The sequence below is a fragment of the Ruegeria halocynthiae genome (assembly GCF_900106805.1).
In the GTDB taxonomy this organism is placed as follows: Bacteria; Pseudomonadota; Alphaproteobacteria; order Rhodobacterales; family Rhodobacteraceae; genus Ruegeria; species Ruegeria halocynthiae.
Genome location: NZ_FNNP01000001.1, coordinates 1,479,122 through 1,495,111, shown reverse-complemented (window position 1 = coordinate 1,495,111; position 15,990 = coordinate 1,479,122). Strand labels below are relative to the sequence as shown.

Genomic DNA, 15,990 nt, shown 5'->3' with positions numbered 1-15,990 from the left:
CCGCGCGAAAAGGTGCAAGAGGGATCGGAATCAGGAACGAAATTGCCGCTTTCCCCTCTTTCCCTTAACAGCGTATTCTCTATACCGCGCAGCACGACAAATGAGGATGCACGTGCGTATTCGTTTCGATCAGGGACCAGCCGGGCGAGGAACCCGGTTTGAGTGTCCGTCTCAGCTCATCCGCGCAGACAATGCGGAAGACGTGCCGCAGGCTTTGGCAGCGCTGGATGAGGCGCGCGCGCAGGGTGGTTGGCTGGCCGGATATGCCAGCTATGAGCTTGGGTACGTCCTGGAGCCGCGCCTGGCGAAACGCCTGCCCGAAAAACGACGCCTGCCATTGCTGTGTTTTGGGGTTTACGATGCGCCGGACCGGTGCGCTTTGCCAACAGCAGACGGTGAGCTAACCGGGTTTGAGCCGTGTTGGGACGAAGCCCGATACACGCAGGCCTTTCAAACCGTTCACGATGCGATTGGCGCGGGTGACATTTATCAGGCCAATCTGACCTTTCCGATAGACATAACTTTTAAGGGCAGCAGTGGCGGCTTGTATGCTGCGCTGGCGGCCAATCAACCCGTTGGGCATGGTGCGCTGGTTGAACAGGATGGTTTGCCTGATCTGCTGAGCCGTTCGCCCGAACTGTTCTTTCGCACCGACGCCGATGGCCGTATCGAGACACGGCCCATGAAGGGTACTCAGCCGCGTAGCGAAGACATGGCCGAAGATGCCCACCGCCGAGCCTTCCTGACTACGGATGAAAAGAACCGGGCGGAAAACCTGATGATTGTCGACCTGCTGCGCAACGATATCAGCCGCGTTGCACTTGCCGGATCGGTAAAAGTACCCGAACTGTTCAAGGTCGAAACCTATGCCACAGTGCATCAGATGGTCTCGCTGGTGCGGGCGCAACTGCATCTGGGCGTGGGGCTATCCGATATCCTGACGGCGCTGTTTCCTTGTGGCTCTATTACAGGCGCACCAAAAATCCGCGCGATGGAAATCCTGTCCGAGTTGGAGCCCTGGCCGCGTGATGCCTATTGCGGCACCATTGGTTGGGCCGCGCCGGATGGCCGATCCGAATTCAACGTGGCGATCAGGACCTTGATGGTTGAAGACGGGAAGGCCACCCTGAATGTCGGAGGTGGCGTCATTTGGGACAGTACCGCCCCATCTGAATATGAGGAGGCGCTATGGAAAGCCCGCTTCGCGCACCAACTGAACCTGATTTCCGTCTGATCGAAACGCTGGCTTTTCGGCCCGGGCAAGGTTTCGTTCGGTTGGCTCGTCATCTGGGGCGCATGGCGCGTTCTGCCAAAACCTTTGGAATTCCGTTTAGCGCGGAAATTGCCGCCCGGATGTTGAATGCCGCGCGCGGGGATTCCCCGCTAAGATGCCGTTTGACGCTGGATACCGCAGGCCAATTCGATCTGACGACAGGCCCATTGGCTAAAAACCCGGATCTCTGGAGATTAGCCATTTCAGACATCCGGCTGACCGCATCCGACATCTGGTTGCGCCACAAATCCACCCGGCGTGCTGTCTACGACACTGCTCGCGCGTCAATACCGACGGGTGTCGACGAATTGGTCTTCCTCAATGAGCGTGACGAGCTTTGTGAAGGCACAATCACCAACCTTTTTCTGGAAATGCCAGATGGCCGCTACCTGACACCTTCATTATCCAGCGGGGTATTGCCAGGGATCTTGCGCGAAGAATATTTGGAAAACAAACGGGTTACCCAAGCCACACTGTCCTTGACTGATCTTCGGGATGCGCAAATGGTCCATGTAGGGAATTCCCTGCGAGGATTGATCCGGGCGGAGCTTGCAGTAACGTGAACAGACAAAGCAATTGGTCCGAGACATCGGCCATGCAGCACCGCTTGAGACTGGAATTCGGGCTTTTTTTCATCGCCGTTCCGGTAGTGATTGCGGTATTTTTTCCACCGGACTGGATGTTCCCATCACTGTTCACCTTTACCGCCATCGGGATTGTGCTGCTGCATTTTACGCCGGGCTTTGCTTGGGCTGAGTTGCGTTACAACTGGCGCAATTGGTCGTGGCGCGAGCTTGCTGTCTTTGCTGTCGCCATGATCGCGATTTGTTCGGCTTTGGTTCTGATCACGCGACCAGGTGCTGCGTTCTCACTTTTGCTGAACCATCCAAAATTGTTGGCGTTCATCTGGATCGGCTATCCCCTGGCCTCGGCCCTTCCCCAAGAGCTATTGTTTCGATCCCTGTTTTTTCGACGCTACCGGTCGATCCTGCCCAATGGTCGAGCGGTCTATCTTCTGAACGCGGGATTGTTCTCGCTGGCCCACCTTATGTACTGGAGCTGGATCGTCGCCATCATGACATTCGGTGGCGGGCTGTTGTTTTCCTGGGCGTACCGGCAGCGTGGCTCTTTTTTCTATGCGGTTTTGCTGCATGCGATTGCAGGTAACATCATCTTTGCGGCGGGGCTGGGCATCTATTTCTACTCGGGCAATGTGCAAAGGCCGTTTTGACGGCGCGACCCGCCTTGACTTTCCAAGCCTGACAGGGTGTATCGGCGCGACGAATTCTGCGCCCGAAGGGATATCTCCATGCACGCCTACCGCAGCCATACCTGCGCCGCACTGACTGCCGCCAATGTTGGCGAAACCGTTCGCCTGTCCGGTTGGGTGCATCGGGTCCGAGATCACGGTGGCGTCTTGTTCATCGACCTGCGCGACCACTTTGGTGTAACGCAAGTTCTGTGCGACGGCGATAGCGCCGCCTTTGCCGAGTTGGAAAAGGTGCGGTCAGAATGGTGTATCCGTATCGACGGCACCGTCAAAGCGCGTGCCGCAGATTTGGTAAACTCGAAACTGCCCACCGGTGAAATCGAGGTTTACGTGCGTGAGCTTGAGGTTCTGGGTGCCGCTGACGAACTGCCTCTGATGGTGTTCGGCGATCAGGAATACCCCGAGGAAACCCGCCTGCGCTATCGTTATCTGGACCTGCGCCGCGAGGCGATGCAGCAGAACATGACCCTGCGCTCGGATGTTGTCGCTTCAATGCGCCGCCGGATGTGGGATCTGGATTTCCGCGAGTATCAGACGCCGATCATCACGGCGTCCTCGCCCGAAGGCGCGCGCGACTTTCTGGTGCCGTCGCGCCTGCATCCCGGCAAGTTCTACGCCCTGCCGCAGGCCCCGCAGCAGTTCAAACAGCTGATCATGGTGTCAGGCTTCGACAAGTATTTCCAGATCGCGCCTTGCTTTCGCGACGAAGACCCACGTGCCGACCGCTCGCCCACCGATTTCTACCAGCTTGACCTTGAGATGTCGTTTGTCGAACAGCAAGACGTGTTCGACACCATCCAGCCCGTTCTGACTGGCGTGTTCGAAGAGTTCGGCGGCGGCCGCAAGGTCGATCAGGAGTGGCCGCAGATTTCCTACAAGGACGCGGCCCTATGGTACGGTTCCGACAAGCCGGACCTGCGCAACCCTATTAAAATGCAAGTGGTCTCTGACCACTTCCGCGATAGTGGCTTCGCGATTTTCGCGAAGCTGTTGGAGCAGGACGGCACCGAAATCCGCGCCATCCCGGCGCCCAGCGGCGGCAGCCGTAAGTTCTGTGACCGCATGAACGCGTTTGCCCAGAAAGAGGGTCTGCCCGGTATGGGCTACATCTTCTGGCGCGATCAGGGCGAAGGGATGGAAGCCGCTGGCCCGCTGGCTAAAAACATCGGTCCAGAACGTACCGAGGCGATCCGACAGCAGTTGGGTCTGGGCGTTGGCGACGCAGCGTTTTTCCTGGGTGGGAAACCCAAAGCCTTTGAAAAGGTTGCCGGCAAGGCGCGTGACGTGATTGGCGACGAACTGAACCTTACCGAAAAAGACCGGTTCGCCTTTGCTTGGATTGTCGATTTTCCTATCTACGAGCAGGACGAAGAAACCGGCGCGATCGATTTTGAACACAATCCGTTCTCGATGCCGCAAGGCGGTATGGAGGCGCTGCAAGGCAACCCGCTGGATGTGCGCGGTTATCAGTACGATCTGGCCTGTAACGGGTATGAGCTGGTCTCGGGCGCGATCCGGAACCACAAGCCTGAGATTATGCTGAAGGCGTTTGAGCTGGCCGGATACGGTGAGGATGAGGTCAAATCCCGCTTTGGCGCGCTCTTCAGTGCTTTCCACTACGGTGCCCCGCCACACGGTGGTTGCGCTGCAGGGATCGACCGTATCGTGATGTTGCTGGCTGATGAAGCCAACATCCGAGAGGTCATGATGTTCCCGATGAACCAGCGCGCCGAGGACCTGATGATGGATGCCCCGTCTGATCCGACTTCGGATCAGTTGATGGAACTGGGCCTCAGGATCATCCCGCAGGAGTAATACCAACCGCCCGCCTTGTGCGGGCGGTTCGCGTTCAGGAGTAGCGGACTGACAGATGTTGCCGCTGCCCGATGCATGTGCACCGGTCTCAAGAAATTAACACACCCGGGGGTCAATCCAGCGGATTTGCTATGTTCCGACGGTTGCTGCGAATGCTCTTAGCGGCGTGGCGAGTCTGACGGTACATCCAGATGCAAAGGATCGCGGAGGTTATGAAATAGGCGGTCAGCATGTCAGATCGCCTCTTGCCGCTCCAGCCGATCCTGCACTAATCCGGCAACCCTTGCGGCTTGCGCCGTTACGGGGCTGCCCTTTGCGCGCGACTGGGCAAGCTCATGGGCGGCTTCGGCAAGAACTGCATCTTCTGCATCCCTTGCGACGCTTTGCAGGAACTGTGCAACATAATCCAATGTGTGCTGATCGGTGGGGCCGGTCAGTACATCGGCGATATGCGCCATATCATCCTGATAGGCGAGTGGGTCCGGGCGAACGATATCCTCTCTGACGGCATTCAGATCGCCAGGACGGCGATCTTCGGGCAACAATTCAAGAATGGTTCTTTGGAAATAGGCGACAGATGTCAGTGGTTTTGCCAGAAACCCGTCTGCACCTGCGCGCAGGGCTAACGCCCGGGCGTTGTCGTCCCCTGACAAGCCAATGATGGCGCCAATACGCGGCACGGCATGAGTCAGTTCGGCGATCAGGTCGGCGCCTGAACCATCCGGTAGTCCCATATCGGCGATCAGGACCGAAGGGCGGTAGATTTGCAGATGCCGCCGTGCCGATTTCAAACAATCTGCCCGCCGGATACGCGCGCCGCTGTGCAGGCACATCAATCGAATTGCATCGCAGGCATAGCGGCTGTCTTCGACCACAAGAATGGTCTGGCCCAACAGCGGCCGCATCTTGGTGGGCAGGGCCGGAGAGGCGAAAGGTCCCGAATCGTCCATGGCAGAACTCCTGTTTAGCAGATGCCTCACGCTAGGAACTTCTGGCTAATACAGGGTTAACGTGCGCTTTGGCCCACTTGCCCTTCGATCCGACAGCCCCCATAAGCGCGGCAACGCAGAATGAAGGAGAGTTTCATGATCGGTCGCCTGAACCATGTAGCCATTGCCGTTCCCGACCTCGAAGCCGCGTCGGCCCAGTATCGCAACGCTTTGGGCGCCAAGGTCGGCGCGCCGCAGGACGAGCCAGATCATGGGGTCACAGTGGTGTTCATCGAACTTCCCAACACCAAGATCGAGCTCCTGTACCCTCTGGGTGAGAACAGCCCGATCAACGGGTTTCTGGAAAAGAACCCATCAGGTGGCATCCATCATGTCTGCTATGAGGTCGAAGATATCATCGCAGCCCGTGATCATCTGAAAGAGACTGGCGCGCGTGTTCTGGGTTCAGGCGAGCCCAAGATCGGCGCGCATGGCAAGCCGGTATTGTTCCTGCATCCGAAGGATTTCAACGGCTGTCTGGTCGAGCTGGAACAGGTCTGAAGCTGATGACAATCACCGCCGCTCTGGTTTTGTTCGCAGTCATTTGGTTTCTGACCCTGCTGATTGTTCTGCCAGTTCGCATCAAGACGCAGGGTGATCTGGGCGATATTGTTCCGGGCACTCACGCGGGTGCACCGGAAGTCCATCACATGAAGAAAAAGTTGTGGATCACCACCGGGATTTCGGTGGTGTTATGGGGGATCATTGCGGCCATTATCATCTCGGGTGTGATCAGCATTCGGGACTTCGATTGGTTGAACCAGTTGGAGCCCCGCGATTAACTCAGGGTCGGTTATCTGACAGGCCGTGGTAGATATGGGTGAACGTCGCCGCGCCAAGGATCGGGATCAGCAGGTTGACCAGCGGAACCGAAAGGGGGATTGCCATAAGGATGCCTGCGACCCAGATGGTTGTCGCATGTTTTGCCCGCAGCTTTTTTGCGCCTTCACGACCCAACCTGCGCATGGCTGCCAGGGTGAAGTATTCTCGCCCCAGAAGAAATCCGTTCATACCCCAGAAAATGAACAGCGCGAATGGCGCAAAAAACGCATAAAGGATCAAAGCCAGCAGGTTGGCGACAATCAGGACACCCAAAAAGCTGAGCGTATCCTGTAGCGCGTCGCCAAAAGGAATACGCTTCGCGGGCGCGAGGTCGGGGTAGTGTTGATCCTCAACCGCCTGTGCGACCTCATCCAGAAACATCGATGTGATGGCCGAGGCAACAGGCACCATCAGAAATACCGACAAGATCATCATCAGCAGGAAAGACGAGACGCTGAGCAGATCATTCAGCCATGTCACCTCACCCAATATCGGCAGAGTGGCCTGTTCACCGACCAACACGTTGATCAGCCACAGGAATCCGGCGTAGGCAGCGACCAGCAGTGTGAATGTCAGACCGACGCCCAAAAGCAGAACCTTGCGGAACCGGGGGTCGCCGATCTGGCCAAGTGCTTGCAGAAATGACTGGATGATGATCATTCCGAAACCCATCGGGTCAGCGCCGTCACATCTGGGCGCGGTCGCTCTGGTGGCGCATTGCCCTCGGTTGCGATGTGGATGAAACCCGCAATCTTCTCGCTGTCAGCCAAGCCCAATCCTTGCGTGCAGAAACTGCGGTCATGGGATTGCCAGCCGGACAGCCAGTTCGCACCCCATCCTGCAGCCAGCGCGGCGTTCAGCAATGCCAGACAAACGGCGCCCGCCGAATAGGTCTGCTCAATCGCTGGAATCTTGTCAGACGGTTTCTGCACTTCGATGACAGCAACGGCCAGATGACCCATGTCGAACTGGCTGCGTGCCCTGGCGATATCCTCGGGGCTTTTGCCCAACGCCTTGCCGCAGGTTTCGGTGAGATCAGCTAGGCGTTTCATCGCGCCCTGCTCGATAACAATAAATCGCCAGGGCTCAAGCTTTCCATGGTCCGGGCTACGTGCGGCGGCGGTCAGCAAAGGTATCAATTCGTCCCTTCTTGGGGCCGGTGCCACCAGCGTTTTGGCCGGGCGGGAACGGCGCGCGTGCAGAAAGTCCAGCGCGGCTTGGTTCTTCAGGGACATATGTTAACTTTCTTCACATGGGCGGTTTGTATGTTGGGGAGATGTCGCCCCGTTTCAAGGGCAAACTGCCTTTTGAAGCATATCAATTTCAACTGTAATTTCTGCACAGGTATCGTGTGCCCGGATCGGCACAGCCGCGTGGCGCCTACAAGCCAGATCGATCGGTTTCGCGTATCTGGTAAACGCCTTCGGGCAGGTCCAGTGCGGCGGCCAGATCACGAACCTGCTCGGGAGACAGAGTGATTTTCTGAATCTGATCTGTTCGCGGGTCCAACTGCTCGAGCGTGACGCATTCGGCGAAGTTGTTGATGACGACATCCTCTTGCAAAGGCTTTGCGCCTTCGTCCACCAGCGTAATGACCGTCGAGTCGAATTCGTGTTCAATTGAAAACATATCGGCAGAGTGCCGGGCCAGAGATCGCAATGCAACCCATCGCAGGCGCATTCGACTGTGGCCCAGCCAGGTTAGGCGCGCTATGCTTGTCTGCCGGCAGGTTGAGTGAAAGGAATGTAAATGCACCGTCTTGCCCTGTTGCTGGTGTTGCTGTTGGCGGCGTGTGCGACCCATTCGATGATGGTCGTCCCGGCCACACAATGGCAGCCAAAAGACCCGGCGCTGCAGGAAAAGGCGCGCGTGTTGAGGCAGGTCAGCCGCTCTGTAGGAGAAGCCGCCGCTCGGGAATGTCGCCGCCGCTTGCGATCTGCCAATTGTGATTTCGTGATTCTGGTCGATCCCTCCTCTAAAGCCCCTGCTAATGCGTTCCTGACATTGGACGAGGATGGGCGACCGCTGATCATTTTCACACAACCGATGATCGCTTCGGCGCAGAACGCAGAGGAGATGGCCTTTGTCATGGGGCATGAAGTTGCCCACCATATTCTGGGTCACATCGCCCGACAGGCCGAGAATTCGAGAGAGAGTGCGCGGATATTCGGCGAACTCGCCCGTGAGCAGGGGAAAGACGACGCAGGGGTAGAGAGCGCGCAAGCGCTGGGAGCAGAGGTTGGCGCGCAGAATTACACGCGCGAGTTCGAACTGGAGGCAGATCGGCTGGGGACAAAAATCACTCATGCGGCGGGATATGACCCACTGGTCGGGATGGTTTTCTTTCAGCGTATCCCCGATCCTGGTGACCGCTTTCTGGCAACGCATCCGCCTAATGCAAAACGGGTCGAGGTGGTATTACAAACCGCGCGTCAGCTGGGGCTGAGGTGATGAGCGGATTGAACCGTCTAGGCGTTGTACTCAGCGATCGAGGATCGAAATACGCCGTGACGGGCGCGCGGGTCATTACTCGTTCGGATGTTGATGCGGTACTGGCCGAGCTGAAATCCGACAAAACCTATGCCAAGGCGACCCACAACACCTGGGCCGCAACTTTGCCGGCTGGTGCGCTCAAGGCAGATGATGGGGAATCCGGAGCCGCAATGGTCATTCTGCGGATGATGGAGCGCGCCGGGCTCACCGATCATGTCATCATCGTGACCCGTTGGTACGGTGGCAAGAAACTGGGCGGAGACCGGTTCCGTCGTGTGCAGGATGCCACGCGGGCCTATCTTGACCAGCTGGAAACAGATCATTGACCTGAGTCAAAGGCGTTCTCGGCGGCATGGGTTACCTTTTTTCTCGTGTGAAACGAAAAGGAAGCCGCATGTCTGACCGTAAAACGCTGCGACGTCACGCCGATCTTTTGGACAGGATGGCCACAACGCTGGGCGTTGATTTGCAAGAAGTCGCCATCGGGGGGACTTTGCGGTTCGATGAAATATCGGACGCTGTGCTGCGCTGCACCGAATGCCCCAATCCGGGTCACTGCGAAACGTATCTGGCCCAAAACTCAGCAACGCCCAAGGCACCCGAGTACTGTCGCAATCATGAGTTGCTGAGCAGGTTGTTATCGTAACATCAGGATGATGTCTTGCTGCAACTCGGACAGATCATGACCCACCTCCGGCTTGCGCTGCGGATGGCTGAGGCGACGGGAACCGACCTGACGACCGCGCATCGCGATGGGCGTCTGAGCCAGCAGGACTGGGCTGAGATGATCCAGCTTTGCCGTGGATGTGAGTGGGCGAACGCCTGCCCGGACTGGTTGAATGAGAATGAAACTGCCGAGCAGGCCCCCTGCACTTGTCCAAACCGGCACAGATACGCCGCCCTGAAGGTCGTAAACCATGAGTAAACAAATGCTTCCGGGACAATTGGGTGAGATCGAAGAACACTTTTGGCTGACCCGTTCAGTCGCGCGTTGTATGGGGATTTCTCTGTCCGAGGCTATGGCCGAGAACAAACTGTCTCCTTACGATTATGCGCAGATGGTGACCCGCTGCCGTGGGGCAGCCTGCAACGAACACTGTCAGATCTGGCTGGCCGCACAGCAGGCGCAGGCAGCCACCGCCCCCGAATTCTGTGTTAATGCTGAGGTGTTGAACAGCCTTACCTAACGTCAGAGTTTTGCGTGCGTCCCATCGCACAAGGGCGGTTTTGCGCTGTGTTTGCAGCCACAAAAGAAGACTTTTTTACTGGCCTCGGCGGTGTATTTTACAGGTTCGAATGCGGTGCCCTTATGCGAACCATCGCAGAAGGGTTGGCGCTGAGATTTTCCGCAGGCGCACCAGAAATAGGTTTTTCCTTCGGTCACTTCGATTGGATATGGCGATTTCTGCGCAATCGTCGGTGCGTCTGACATGTGGCTACTCCGTCTTTGGCTGATGTCGAAGACAGAGTTTAGAGCGCTTCAGCAAAAAGGATAGCCCGGCTTTGACAACCCGTTTTCCAGCATGGTTTCGCCTTAATTCACAACAACGTTATCGATTCGGTTGCCATATGAAAATCTTGGTCTTATTCTAATACCGGCCCCGAAAAACTGGGCAATATCAGAAAAGTAATAGAGGATTGATGGACATGAAACTGAAATTTGCTGCTATCTGCGCCACAGCCGTTGTATTGACTGCATGCTCGCAGCAAGAGGAGCCGACCCCGGTCTACATCCAACCCGACTATGACAAGTACGGAACACCCAGCTGCTCGGCAGGCTATGAACTGGCCACAACCGAAGCAGGCCAGACCGTATGTAACCCGGTCGCTCAATAAGCATTCCGCGGGTGGTCCCTTTTGGGACCGCCCGCACATTCCCGATGCAGAATGCCGCCCGAGAGGCGGTTTTTTCTTGCCTTTCTGCTGCGGGTCGCGAACGTCATCTTTCAGAAAGACTGATCGGAAAGACGTATGCGCAAACTCTATGACCACCTGAAAGATCGTACCCGTTGGAGCTGGCAAGGCCTGTCCGCCACCTGGCAGCAGGAGTACTCGTTTCGTGCATGGGTCTGGGCAAACCTGATCTCGGCTCTGCTGGCGGTGTCGCTGCCGCTGGGCACGACCGAAAGGGCATTGATCCTAGCGCTTGGTATCCTGGTGCTAGTGGCCGAACTGTTCAATACGGCCATCGAACGCGCGGTGGATCATACGTCAACGGACCACCATACCTTGGCCGGGCAGGCCAAGGATGCAGCAAGCGCTGCTGTGGCTTTGTCTGCCGTTGCCGGATGTGTGGCCTGGGTTGTGATTCTGGTCGGCCTGTTTCAGGCGTAGAGGCATTCCCTAAGCCGAAGGGCGCAATCGTCCCCACAGATCGTACTCACCAGCCTCGTCCACCTCGACAGTAACGATATCCCCGGTTTTCAAGCCCTCAAAGCCTTCATCGATAAACAGGTTGCCATCGATCTCGGGCGCGTCGGATTTGGTGCGGCAAGTCGCAGCCTCGCCATCCACCTCGTCCACGATGACCTCAATGGTTTGACCGACCTTCGCAGCCAGCTTGGCCTCGGAGATGGCCTGAGCTTTCTCCATGAACCGCTCCCAACGGTCTTGCTTGACCTCGGATGGAACATGATCCGGAAGGTCGTTCGACCGCGCGCCATCGACATTTTCATATTGAAAACAGCCGATCCGATCCAGTTGAGCCTCATCCATCCAGTCCAGCAAGGTTTGGAATTCGGCCTCGGTTTCCCCGGGATAACCCACGATGAAGGTCGAGCGCAGGGTGATATCGGGGCAGGTCGCACGCCATGCTGCAATCTCGTCCAGAGTTTTGGCGCCCGCGGCCGGGCGGGCCATGCGTTTCAACACATCCGGATGCGCATGTTGGAATGGGATGTCGAGATAGGGAAGCACGTTGCACCCTGCGTCCGCCATCAGTGGAATCAAATCGCGCACATGTGGATAGGGATAGACGTAATGCAGACGCACCCAGGCGTCGAACTGACCCAGTTCTCGTGCCAGATCGGTGATATGGCTGCGCACCTCACGGTCTTTCCACGGATTGACGTCATATTTGCGATCCAACCCGTAGGCAGAGGTATCCTGCGAGATCACCAGCAATTCCCGCACGCCGTTGTCGACCAGCTTCTCGGCCTCACGCAGCACTGCATGTGCCGGTCGGCTGGCCAGTTTGCCGCGCATGTCGGGAATGATGCAGAACTTGCACTTGTGATCGCAGCCCTCGGAAATCTTGAGATAGCTGTAGTGGCGCGGTGTCAATTTCACACCTGAGGCAGGTAGCAGGTCTACAAACGGGTCGGGGTCCGGAGGCACGGCGCTGTGAACTGCATCCAGCACCTGTTCATACTGATGCGGCCCGGTGACTGCCAGAATGCGCGGGTGATGTTCCCGGATGTAATCCGGTTCCGCCCCCAGACAGCCTGTCACGATGACCTTGCCATTCTCGACCAATGCCTCGCCGATGGCGTCCAGAGACTCGGCTTTTGCGCTGTCCAGAAACCCGCAAGTGTTCACAATAACGGCATCAGCGCCCGCATAATCCGGCGAGATACCATAGCCCTCGGCGCGCAACCGCGTCAGTATACGTTCGCTGTCGACCAAGGCTTTGGGACAGCCCAGCGACACCATTCCAAGTGTTGGCTGGCCGCGGCGCGGTGTCTCGGATATCCGGGCCTCAGGGGCCAGATCCGGGCGGAGGTTCGGTGGGTTTGTGCTCATTGCGGGGCGTATAGAGGGGAAAGCTTCCCCTTGCAAATTTTGCCCGCACAGGGCTGAATCTGAATCAGAGCAGATAAGCCGGAAAGGCACGATTATATCATGAAATGGCTATTTCGTATCCTGTTCATTCTCGTCGCCGCCTTCGGGTTGGTGATTGGAGCTTTGTTGCTGATGCCGGGCGACAAGCTGGCGGCGATTTTGGCCGAGCAGGTTAAGGCGCAGACAGGGCGCGATCTTGAGCTGTCGGGTGACGTCAAATTGTCCTTTTGGCCGGTTCTGGGAATGGAAACTGGTCCCGTGACCTTTGGCAATGCCCCTTGGGCTGGACCCGAACCGATGCTCAGCGCCCAAAGTCTGGCGGTGGGGGTCGATGCTTCGGCGCTGTTGTCGGGGGATATCCGGATCAAGAGGGTGCTTGCCGACAACCCGGTTCTTCGGCTGGAGCGCGCAGACGGGCGTGGGAATTGGGAACTGCACCAACCCGGCAATTCTTCGGAGACGGGTTCCTCGGCGCAAACTGTTGATAGCCGACCCATCACGCTCGAACGGTTGGAGTTGACCAATGCCCGCCTGATCTATCTTGAAAACGGCGCAGTCAGCATGGACTTCGCCGATGTCGACCTTTCAGCCCGCTGGCCCGATGTAACGGCTCCGATGGAAATGCAAGCCAGCATGTCTGTCCCCGGAGGCACCGTCGCTGTGGATCTGAACATCCCCGACTTGCCTGCCTTTTCCAGCGGTGTTGTCACACCTCTGGAACTCAGTCTCACGGCACCCGGCGGGGACATACAATATGCCGGTCGGGTAAATCTGGCCGGCGAATTGGATGGCAAAACCACTATCACGGCAAAGGATACACACAAGATGCTGGCCGCCTTTGGTCAGGGCGGCGTCGCTGTGCCCGAGGGGCTGGGGCAGGTTGCGAATGTCTCAGGGCAGATGACCTATACCCGGGACGGGCGGATTTCATTGCGGAACATGATCGCTGTTTTGGATCAAAACCGGCTTGAGGGCGAAGCGGATATCCAGATTTCCGATCCACCCAGGATCACCGCACGCCTGAACGCGGGTGATCTAGATTTGTCGAAATTCGGTGGAAGCGATACTTCAGACGTTGGATCTGAGGTCGAGGGTTGGTCAAAAGCCCCCATTGACGCATCATTTCTTGCGTTGGCAAACGGAACGATCCGGCTGCAGGCCAATTCGATTGCCGTTCCGGGGATGCGTTTTGGCAAAAGCGACCTGACGCTCGGCCTTGACCGTTCGCGGGCGGTGCTGAAGATGCATCCGGCTTCGTTGTTTTCGGGTCAGTTGAATGGTCAGGTGGTTGCCAACAATCGCAACGGTCTGTCTGTCGGTGGAAATCTGAAAGCCGACAATATCGATATTAAAGAAGCCCTTGAAACGCTTGGGGATATCAAGCGCCTGTCGGGCACCGGATCGGGTAATATTGAGTTTCTCGGTGTTGGTCAGAGCGAAAATCAAATCATGCGGTCTCTTAGTGGTAAGGGTAACATCGAGGTCGGTAAGGGGGTCATTTCCGGGCTGGATCTCGATAACCTCATGGGCCGTGGTAAGGGATCAGGTGGCACGACGGTATTCAATAGCCTCACCGCCAGCTTTACGATTCAAAATGGCGATCTCAACAACAAGGATCTGTTGATGAAGCTGGATAATTTCCGCGCCGATGGTACCGGACGGATCGGGCTGGGTGCGCGCGATATCGATTATCTGTTCACGCCGGTCGCGCTGCGCGCCAACTCGGGGCAGGGGATATCGGTGCCGGTCCGAATCAAAGGCCCCTGGAGCAATCCGTCGATCAAGCCGGACCTCACCAAAGTCATTGAGGCAGCAGCCGAAGGTAAGGTCAAAGAGCTGGAAGATGATGCCAAGAAGCAGGTTCTGGAAAAGGTTGGAAAAGAACTGGATACTACCGTCACAGACACCGATCAGATCGAAGACGCGCTGAAAGATAAGCTGGAGGAAGAGGCCAAGAAAAGTCTGCTCAAGCTGTTCGGCGGCGATTGAATTGAATACAGAACGAAGGGCGCTTCACCGGACGCCCTTCTTTGAATTTCTTAGATTGTCTGATCGTAGTCGCCCACGCCGGGCTCGGTGCGAATAACAGCGTCGATATCGGCGAAAATCGCCCGCAATTCATCCTCGCTTTCGCTGCTTTCACAGACCACGACCAGATTGGGCGTATTAGACGACGCGCGCACCAATCCCCAACTGCCATTATCCAGAATGACACGTGCGCCATTGACGGTCACAACCTCTTTGATCGCGCGGCCCGCAAAGCTTTCTCCTGCGTCGGCCTTTGCGACCAATTTATCGACCAGACGTTTCAGAATATCGTATTTTTCGGTATCAGCAGCGTAAGGTGACATGGTGGGTGTCGACCATGTCTTGGGCAGTGCTTTCCGCAGGTCCGACATGCTCTGGCTCGGGTTGCGGTCCATCAGCTTGCAGATTTCCACGGCCACGCGCATCCCGCAGTCATACCCGCGCCCGACCGGTTCAGCCAGAAAGTAATGACCCGATTTCTCAAACCCGGCAAGCGCGCCGATCTCCTTTACCCGGCGTTTCATATGGCTGTGGCCGGTCTTCCAGTAATCGGCCTTGACACCCAGGGCCTTCAATTCAGGGTCACTGGCGAACAGCCCGGTGGATTTCACGTCGGCCACAAAGGTTGAACCCGGATACAGTTTGGCCAGATCACGGGCCATGATGACGCCAACCTTGTCGGCGAAAATCTCTTCACCTTCATCGTCCACGACGCCACAACGGTCCCCATCACCGTCAAATCCCAGTGCCAGATCGGCACCGCTGGCTTTGACCGAAGCAGCCATATCGTGCAACATTTCCATCGCTTCGGGGTTCGGGTTGTAGTTGGGGAATGTGTAATCCAGACGTGTGTGGCTGGGCACGACCTCGACCCCGATCCGCTCAAAGAGCTCGGGTGCGAAGGCGGCGGCAGTTCCATTACCGGTGGCGCAGACCACTTTCAACGGACGGGACATTTTGAAATCACCGACCAGATCGTCGAGATAGGCCTCTTTCACCCCATCAACAAATTTATACGATCCGCCCGGGCGTGCGACGCCTTCGCCATTCAATACGATATCGCGCAGTTCCGACATCTCATCCGGACCATGGGTCAGGGGGCGGTCGAAGCCCATTTTTACACCGGTCCAGCCGTTGGGGTTGTGGCTGGCGGTGACCATCGCAACTGCGGGCACATCCAAGTGAAACTGCGCGAAATACGCCATCGGGCTGAGCGCCGGGCCGATATCCTTGACCTGAATACCAGCTTGCATAAGCCCCAGCATCAGCGCGTTTTTGATCGACAAAGAATAGTCGCGATAGTCATTACCGACCGCAATGACCGGTTCAATCCCGCGTTTGTGCATCTGGGTACCCAGACCCAGACCAAGGGCGGTCATGCCCGGCAGATTGATCTCATCGGGGTATTTCCAGCGCGCGTCATATTCCCGGAACCCGGTGGGTCTGATCATCGGATCGCGCAGAAAGCTCCAGGTGTTCGGCGTTACCTCGGGGAGGGGTTTAGTCATTACAAATCTCAA

General features: G+C 57.1%; 21 protein-coding genes. 14 read left to right on the top strand and 7 right to left on the bottom strand.

The features are described 5' to 3' along the window. The first annotated feature begins 106 nt into the window (after nt 1-106). The 4 genes from BLU89_RS07540 (at nt 107) to aspS (ending at nt 4,358) form a co-directional block, all read left to right on the top strand. Nucleotides 107-1,234, top strand: coding sequence for an aminodeoxychorismate synthase component I (locus BLU89_RS07540; protein ID WP_074735725.1), 1,128 nt, complete (start codon nt 107-109; stop codon nt 1,232-1,234). After that, a complete protein-coding gene (locus tag BLU89_RS07535; RefSeq protein ID WP_074735723.1) occupies nt 1,189-1,836 on the top strand; it encodes an aminotransferase class IV family protein in 648 nt (215 codons plus the stop codon). Before BLU89_RS07540 ends, BLU89_RS07535 begins: the two co-directional genes overlap by 46 nt. Continuing rightward, nucleotides 1,833-2,504, top strand: a complete 672-nt coding sequence (locus BLU89_RS07530; protein WP_074735721.1) for a CPBP family intramembrane glutamic endopeptidase — start codon at nt 1,833-1,835, stop codon at nt 2,502-2,504. Before BLU89_RS07535 ends, BLU89_RS07530 begins: the two co-directional genes overlap by 4 nt. Nucleotides 2,505-2,582: 78 nt before the next feature. Beyond that, nucleotides 2,583-4,358 (top strand): aspartate--tRNA ligase, encoded by a 1,776-nt coding sequence (gene aspS, locus BLU89_RS07525; protein WP_074735720.1) that lies wholly within the window; start codon nt 2,583-2,585, stop codon nt 4,356-4,358. Nucleotides 4,359-4,591: 233 nt separating this feature from the next. Here aspS and BLU89_RS07520 read toward each other — a convergent pair whose 3' ends face one another. Beyond that, a complete protein-coding gene (locus tag BLU89_RS07520; RefSeq protein ID WP_074735718.1) occupies nt 4,592-5,308 on the bottom strand; it encodes a response regulator in 717 nt (238 codons plus the stop codon). A 135-nt stretch (nt 5,309-5,443) separates the two neighbouring features. Here BLU89_RS07520 and mce point away from each other — a divergent pair, with 135 nt between their 5' ends. Both mce and BLU89_RS07510 read left to right on the top strand, forming a co-directional pair. Continuing rightward, on the top strand, nt 5,444-5,848 hold the full coding sequence (gene mce, locus BLU89_RS07515) for a methylmalonyl-CoA epimerase (protein ID WP_010441821.1): 405 nt from the start codon (nt 5,444-5,446) through the stop codon (nt 5,846-5,848). 5 nt (nt 5,849-5,853) lie between these two features. Beyond that, on the top strand, nt 5,854-6,129 hold the full coding sequence (locus BLU89_RS07510) for a DUF1467 family protein (protein ID WP_074735717.1): 276 nt from the start codon (nt 5,854-5,856) through the stop codon (nt 6,127-6,129). 1 nt (nt 6,130) lies between these two features. Here the strand turns inward: BLU89_RS07510 and BLU89_RS07505 are convergent, their stop codons facing one another. The 3 genes from BLU89_RS07505 to BLU89_RS07495 all read right to left on the bottom strand — a co-directional run bounded on the left by BLU89_RS07505 (nt 6,131) and on the right by BLU89_RS07495 (nt 7,798). Then, nucleotides 6,131-6,829 (bottom strand): EI24 domain-containing protein, encoded by a 699-nt coding sequence (locus BLU89_RS07505; protein WP_176797666.1) that lies wholly within the window; start codon nt 6,827-6,829, stop codon nt 6,131-6,133. Further along, nucleotides 6,826-7,404: a nitroreductase family protein gene (locus tag BLU89_RS07500; protein ID WP_074735715.1), complete on the bottom strand. Its 579-nt coding sequence runs from the start codon at nt 7,402-7,404 to the stop codon at nt 6,826-6,828. The genes BLU89_RS07505 and BLU89_RS07500 overlap by 4 nt, the downstream gene beginning before the upstream one ends. A gap of 145 nt (nt 7,405-7,549) precedes the next feature. After that, entirely contained in the window at nt 7,550-7,798 is a 249-nt protein-coding gene (locus tag BLU89_RS07495; protein ID WP_074736476.1) for a hypothetical protein, read from the bottom strand. A gap of 120 nt (nt 7,799-7,918) precedes the next feature. On the opposite strand from BLU89_RS07495, the gene BLU89_RS07490 reads away from it, so the two are divergent. The 5 genes from BLU89_RS07490 (at nt 7,919) to BLU89_RS07470 (ending at nt 9,849) form a co-directional block, all read left to right on the top strand. Beyond that, entirely contained in the window at nt 7,919-8,620 is a 702-nt protein-coding gene (locus tag BLU89_RS07490; protein WP_074735714.1) for a M48 family metallopeptidase, read from the top strand. After that, a complete protein-coding gene (locus tag BLU89_RS07485) occupies nt 8,620-8,988 on the top strand; it encodes a YigZ family protein (RefSeq protein WP_074735712.1) in 369 nt (122 codons plus the stop codon). Before BLU89_RS07490 ends, BLU89_RS07485 begins: the two co-directional genes overlap by 1 nt. A 68-nt stretch (nt 8,989-9,056) precedes the next feature. Further along, entirely contained in the window at nt 9,057-9,308 is a 252-nt protein-coding gene (locus tag BLU89_RS07480; protein WP_074735711.1) for a DUF6455 family protein, read from the top strand. A gap of 15 nt (nt 9,309-9,323) precedes the next feature. Beyond that, the gene (locus BLU89_RS07475; RefSeq protein WP_074735709.1) at nt 9,324-9,587 is read left to right on the top strand and encodes a DUF6455 family protein; all 264 of its coding nucleotides are present in this window, start codon (nt 9,324-9,326) and stop codon (nt 9,585-9,587) included. Further along, nucleotides 9,580-9,849 (top strand): DUF6455 family protein, encoded by a 270-nt coding sequence (locus BLU89_RS07470; RefSeq protein WP_245709676.1) that lies wholly within the window; start codon nt 9,580-9,582, stop codon nt 9,847-9,849. Before BLU89_RS07475 ends, BLU89_RS07470 begins: the two co-directional genes overlap by 8 nt. 2 nt (nt 9,850-9,851) lie before the next feature. On the opposite strand, the gene BLU89_RS07465 is transcribed toward BLU89_RS07470, so the two are convergent. Continuing rightward, on the bottom strand, nt 9,852-10,094 hold the full coding sequence (locus BLU89_RS07465) for a CDGSH iron-sulfur domain-containing protein (protein WP_074735706.1): 243 nt from the start codon (nt 10,092-10,094) through the stop codon (nt 9,852-9,854). Nucleotides 10,095-10,309: 215 nt separating this feature from the next. Between BLU89_RS07465 and BLU89_RS07460 the strand changes: the two genes are divergently transcribed. Together BLU89_RS07460 and BLU89_RS07455 are read left to right on the top strand one after the other, a co-directional pair. Continuing rightward, nucleotides 10,310-10,498, top strand: coding sequence for a hypothetical protein (locus BLU89_RS07460; RefSeq protein ID WP_245709675.1), 189 nt, complete (start codon nt 10,310-10,312; stop codon nt 10,496-10,498). A 135-nt stretch (nt 10,499-10,633) separates the two neighbouring features. Further along, nucleotides 10,634-10,996, top strand: coding sequence for a diacylglycerol kinase (locus BLU89_RS07455; protein WP_074735702.1), 363 nt, complete (start codon nt 10,634-10,636; stop codon nt 10,994-10,996). A 9-nt stretch (nt 10,997-11,005) separates the two neighbouring features. Here the strand turns inward: BLU89_RS07455 and rimO are convergent, their stop codons facing one another. Further along, nucleotides 11,006-12,403: a 30S ribosomal protein S12 methylthiotransferase RimO gene (gene rimO / locus BLU89_RS07450; protein ID WP_074735692.1), complete on the bottom strand. Its 1,398-nt coding sequence runs from the start codon at nt 12,401-12,403 to the stop codon at nt 11,006-11,008. A gap of 99 nt (nt 12,404-12,502) precedes the next feature. On the opposite strand from rimO, the gene BLU89_RS07445 reads away from it, so the two are divergent. Beyond that, nucleotides 12,503-14,431 (top strand): AsmA family protein, encoded by a 1,929-nt coding sequence (locus tag BLU89_RS07445; RefSeq protein WP_074735690.1) that lies wholly within the window; start codon nt 12,503-12,505, stop codon nt 14,429-14,431. 50 nt (nt 14,432-14,481) lie between these two features. Here the strand turns inward: BLU89_RS07445 and BLU89_RS07440 are convergent, their stop codons facing one another. Then, on the bottom strand, nt 14,482-15,978 hold the full coding sequence (locus BLU89_RS07440; protein ID WP_074735688.1) for a phosphomannomutase/phosphoglucomutase: 1,497 nt from the start codon (nt 15,976-15,978) through the stop codon (nt 14,482-14,484). Nucleotides 15,979-15,990: the final 12 nt, after the last annotated feature.

Coding starts and splice junctions, on each gene's coding strand:
- BLU89_RS07510 (WP_074735717.1), top strand. CDS start 5,854: ATGACAATCACCGCCGCTCTGGTTTTGTTCGCAGTCATTTGGTTTCTG.
- BLU89_RS07440 (WP_074735688.1), bottom strand. CDS start 15,978: ATGACTAAACCCCTCCCCGAGGTAACGCCGAACACCTGGAGCTTTCTG.
- BLU89_RS07505 (WP_176797666.1), bottom strand. CDS start 6,829: ATGATCATCATCCAGTCATTTCTGCAAGCACTTGGCCAGATCGGCGAC.
- BLU89_RS07520 (WP_074735718.1), bottom strand. CDS start 5,308: ATGGACGATTCGGGACCTTTCGCCTCTCCGGCCCTGCCCACCAAGATG.
- BLU89_RS07445 (WP_074735690.1), top strand. CDS start 12,503: ATGAAATGGCTATTTCGTATCCTGTTCATTCTCGTCGCCGCCTTCGGG.
- BLU89_RS07470 (WP_245709676.1), top strand. CDS start 9,580: ATGAGTAAACAAATGCTTCCGGGACAATTGGGTGAGATCGAAGAACAC.
- BLU89_RS07480 (WP_074735711.1), top strand. CDS start 9,057: ATGTCTGACCGTAAAACGCTGCGACGTCACGCCGATCTTTTGGACAGG.
- BLU89_RS07540 (WP_074735725.1), top strand. CDS start 107: ATGCACGTGCGTATTCGTTTCGATCAGGGACCAGCCGGGCGAGGAACC.
- BLU89_RS07465 (WP_074735706.1), bottom strand. CDS start 10,094: ATGTCAGACGCACCGACGATTGCGCAGAAATCGCCATATCCAATCGAA.
- BLU89_RS07500 (WP_074735715.1), bottom strand. CDS start 7,404: ATGTCCCTGAAGAACCAAGCCGCGCTGGACTTTCTGCACGCGCGCCGT.
- mce (WP_010441821.1), top strand. CDS start 5,444: ATGATCGGTCGCCTGAACCATGTAGCCATTGCCGTTCCCGACCTCGAA.
- BLU89_RS07485 (WP_074735712.1), top strand. CDS start 8,620: ATGAGCGGATTGAACCGTCTAGGCGTTGTACTCAGCGATCGAGGATCG.
- BLU89_RS07460 (WP_245709675.1), top strand. CDS start 10,310: ATGAAACTGAAATTTGCTGCTATCTGCGCCACAGCCGTTGTATTGACT.
- rimO (WP_074735692.1), bottom strand. CDS start 12,403: ATGAGCACAAACCCACCGAACCTCCGCCCGGATCTGGCCCCTGAGGCC.
- BLU89_RS07490 (WP_074735714.1), top strand. CDS start 7,919: ATGCACCGTCTTGCCCTGTTGCTGGTGTTGCTGTTGGCGGCGTGTGCG.
- BLU89_RS07535 (WP_074735723.1), top strand. CDS start 1,189: ATGGAAAGCCCGCTTCGCGCACCAACTGAACCTGATTTCCGTCTGATC.
- BLU89_RS07455 (WP_074735702.1), top strand. CDS start 10,634: ATGCGCAAACTCTATGACCACCTGAAAGATCGTACCCGTTGGAGCTGG.
- BLU89_RS07495 (WP_074736476.1), bottom strand. CDS start 7,798: ATGTTTTCAATTGAACACGAATTCGACTCGACGGTCATTACGCTGGTG.
- aspS (WP_074735720.1), top strand. CDS start 2,583: ATGCACGCCTACCGCAGCCATACCTGCGCCGCACTGACTGCCGCCAAT.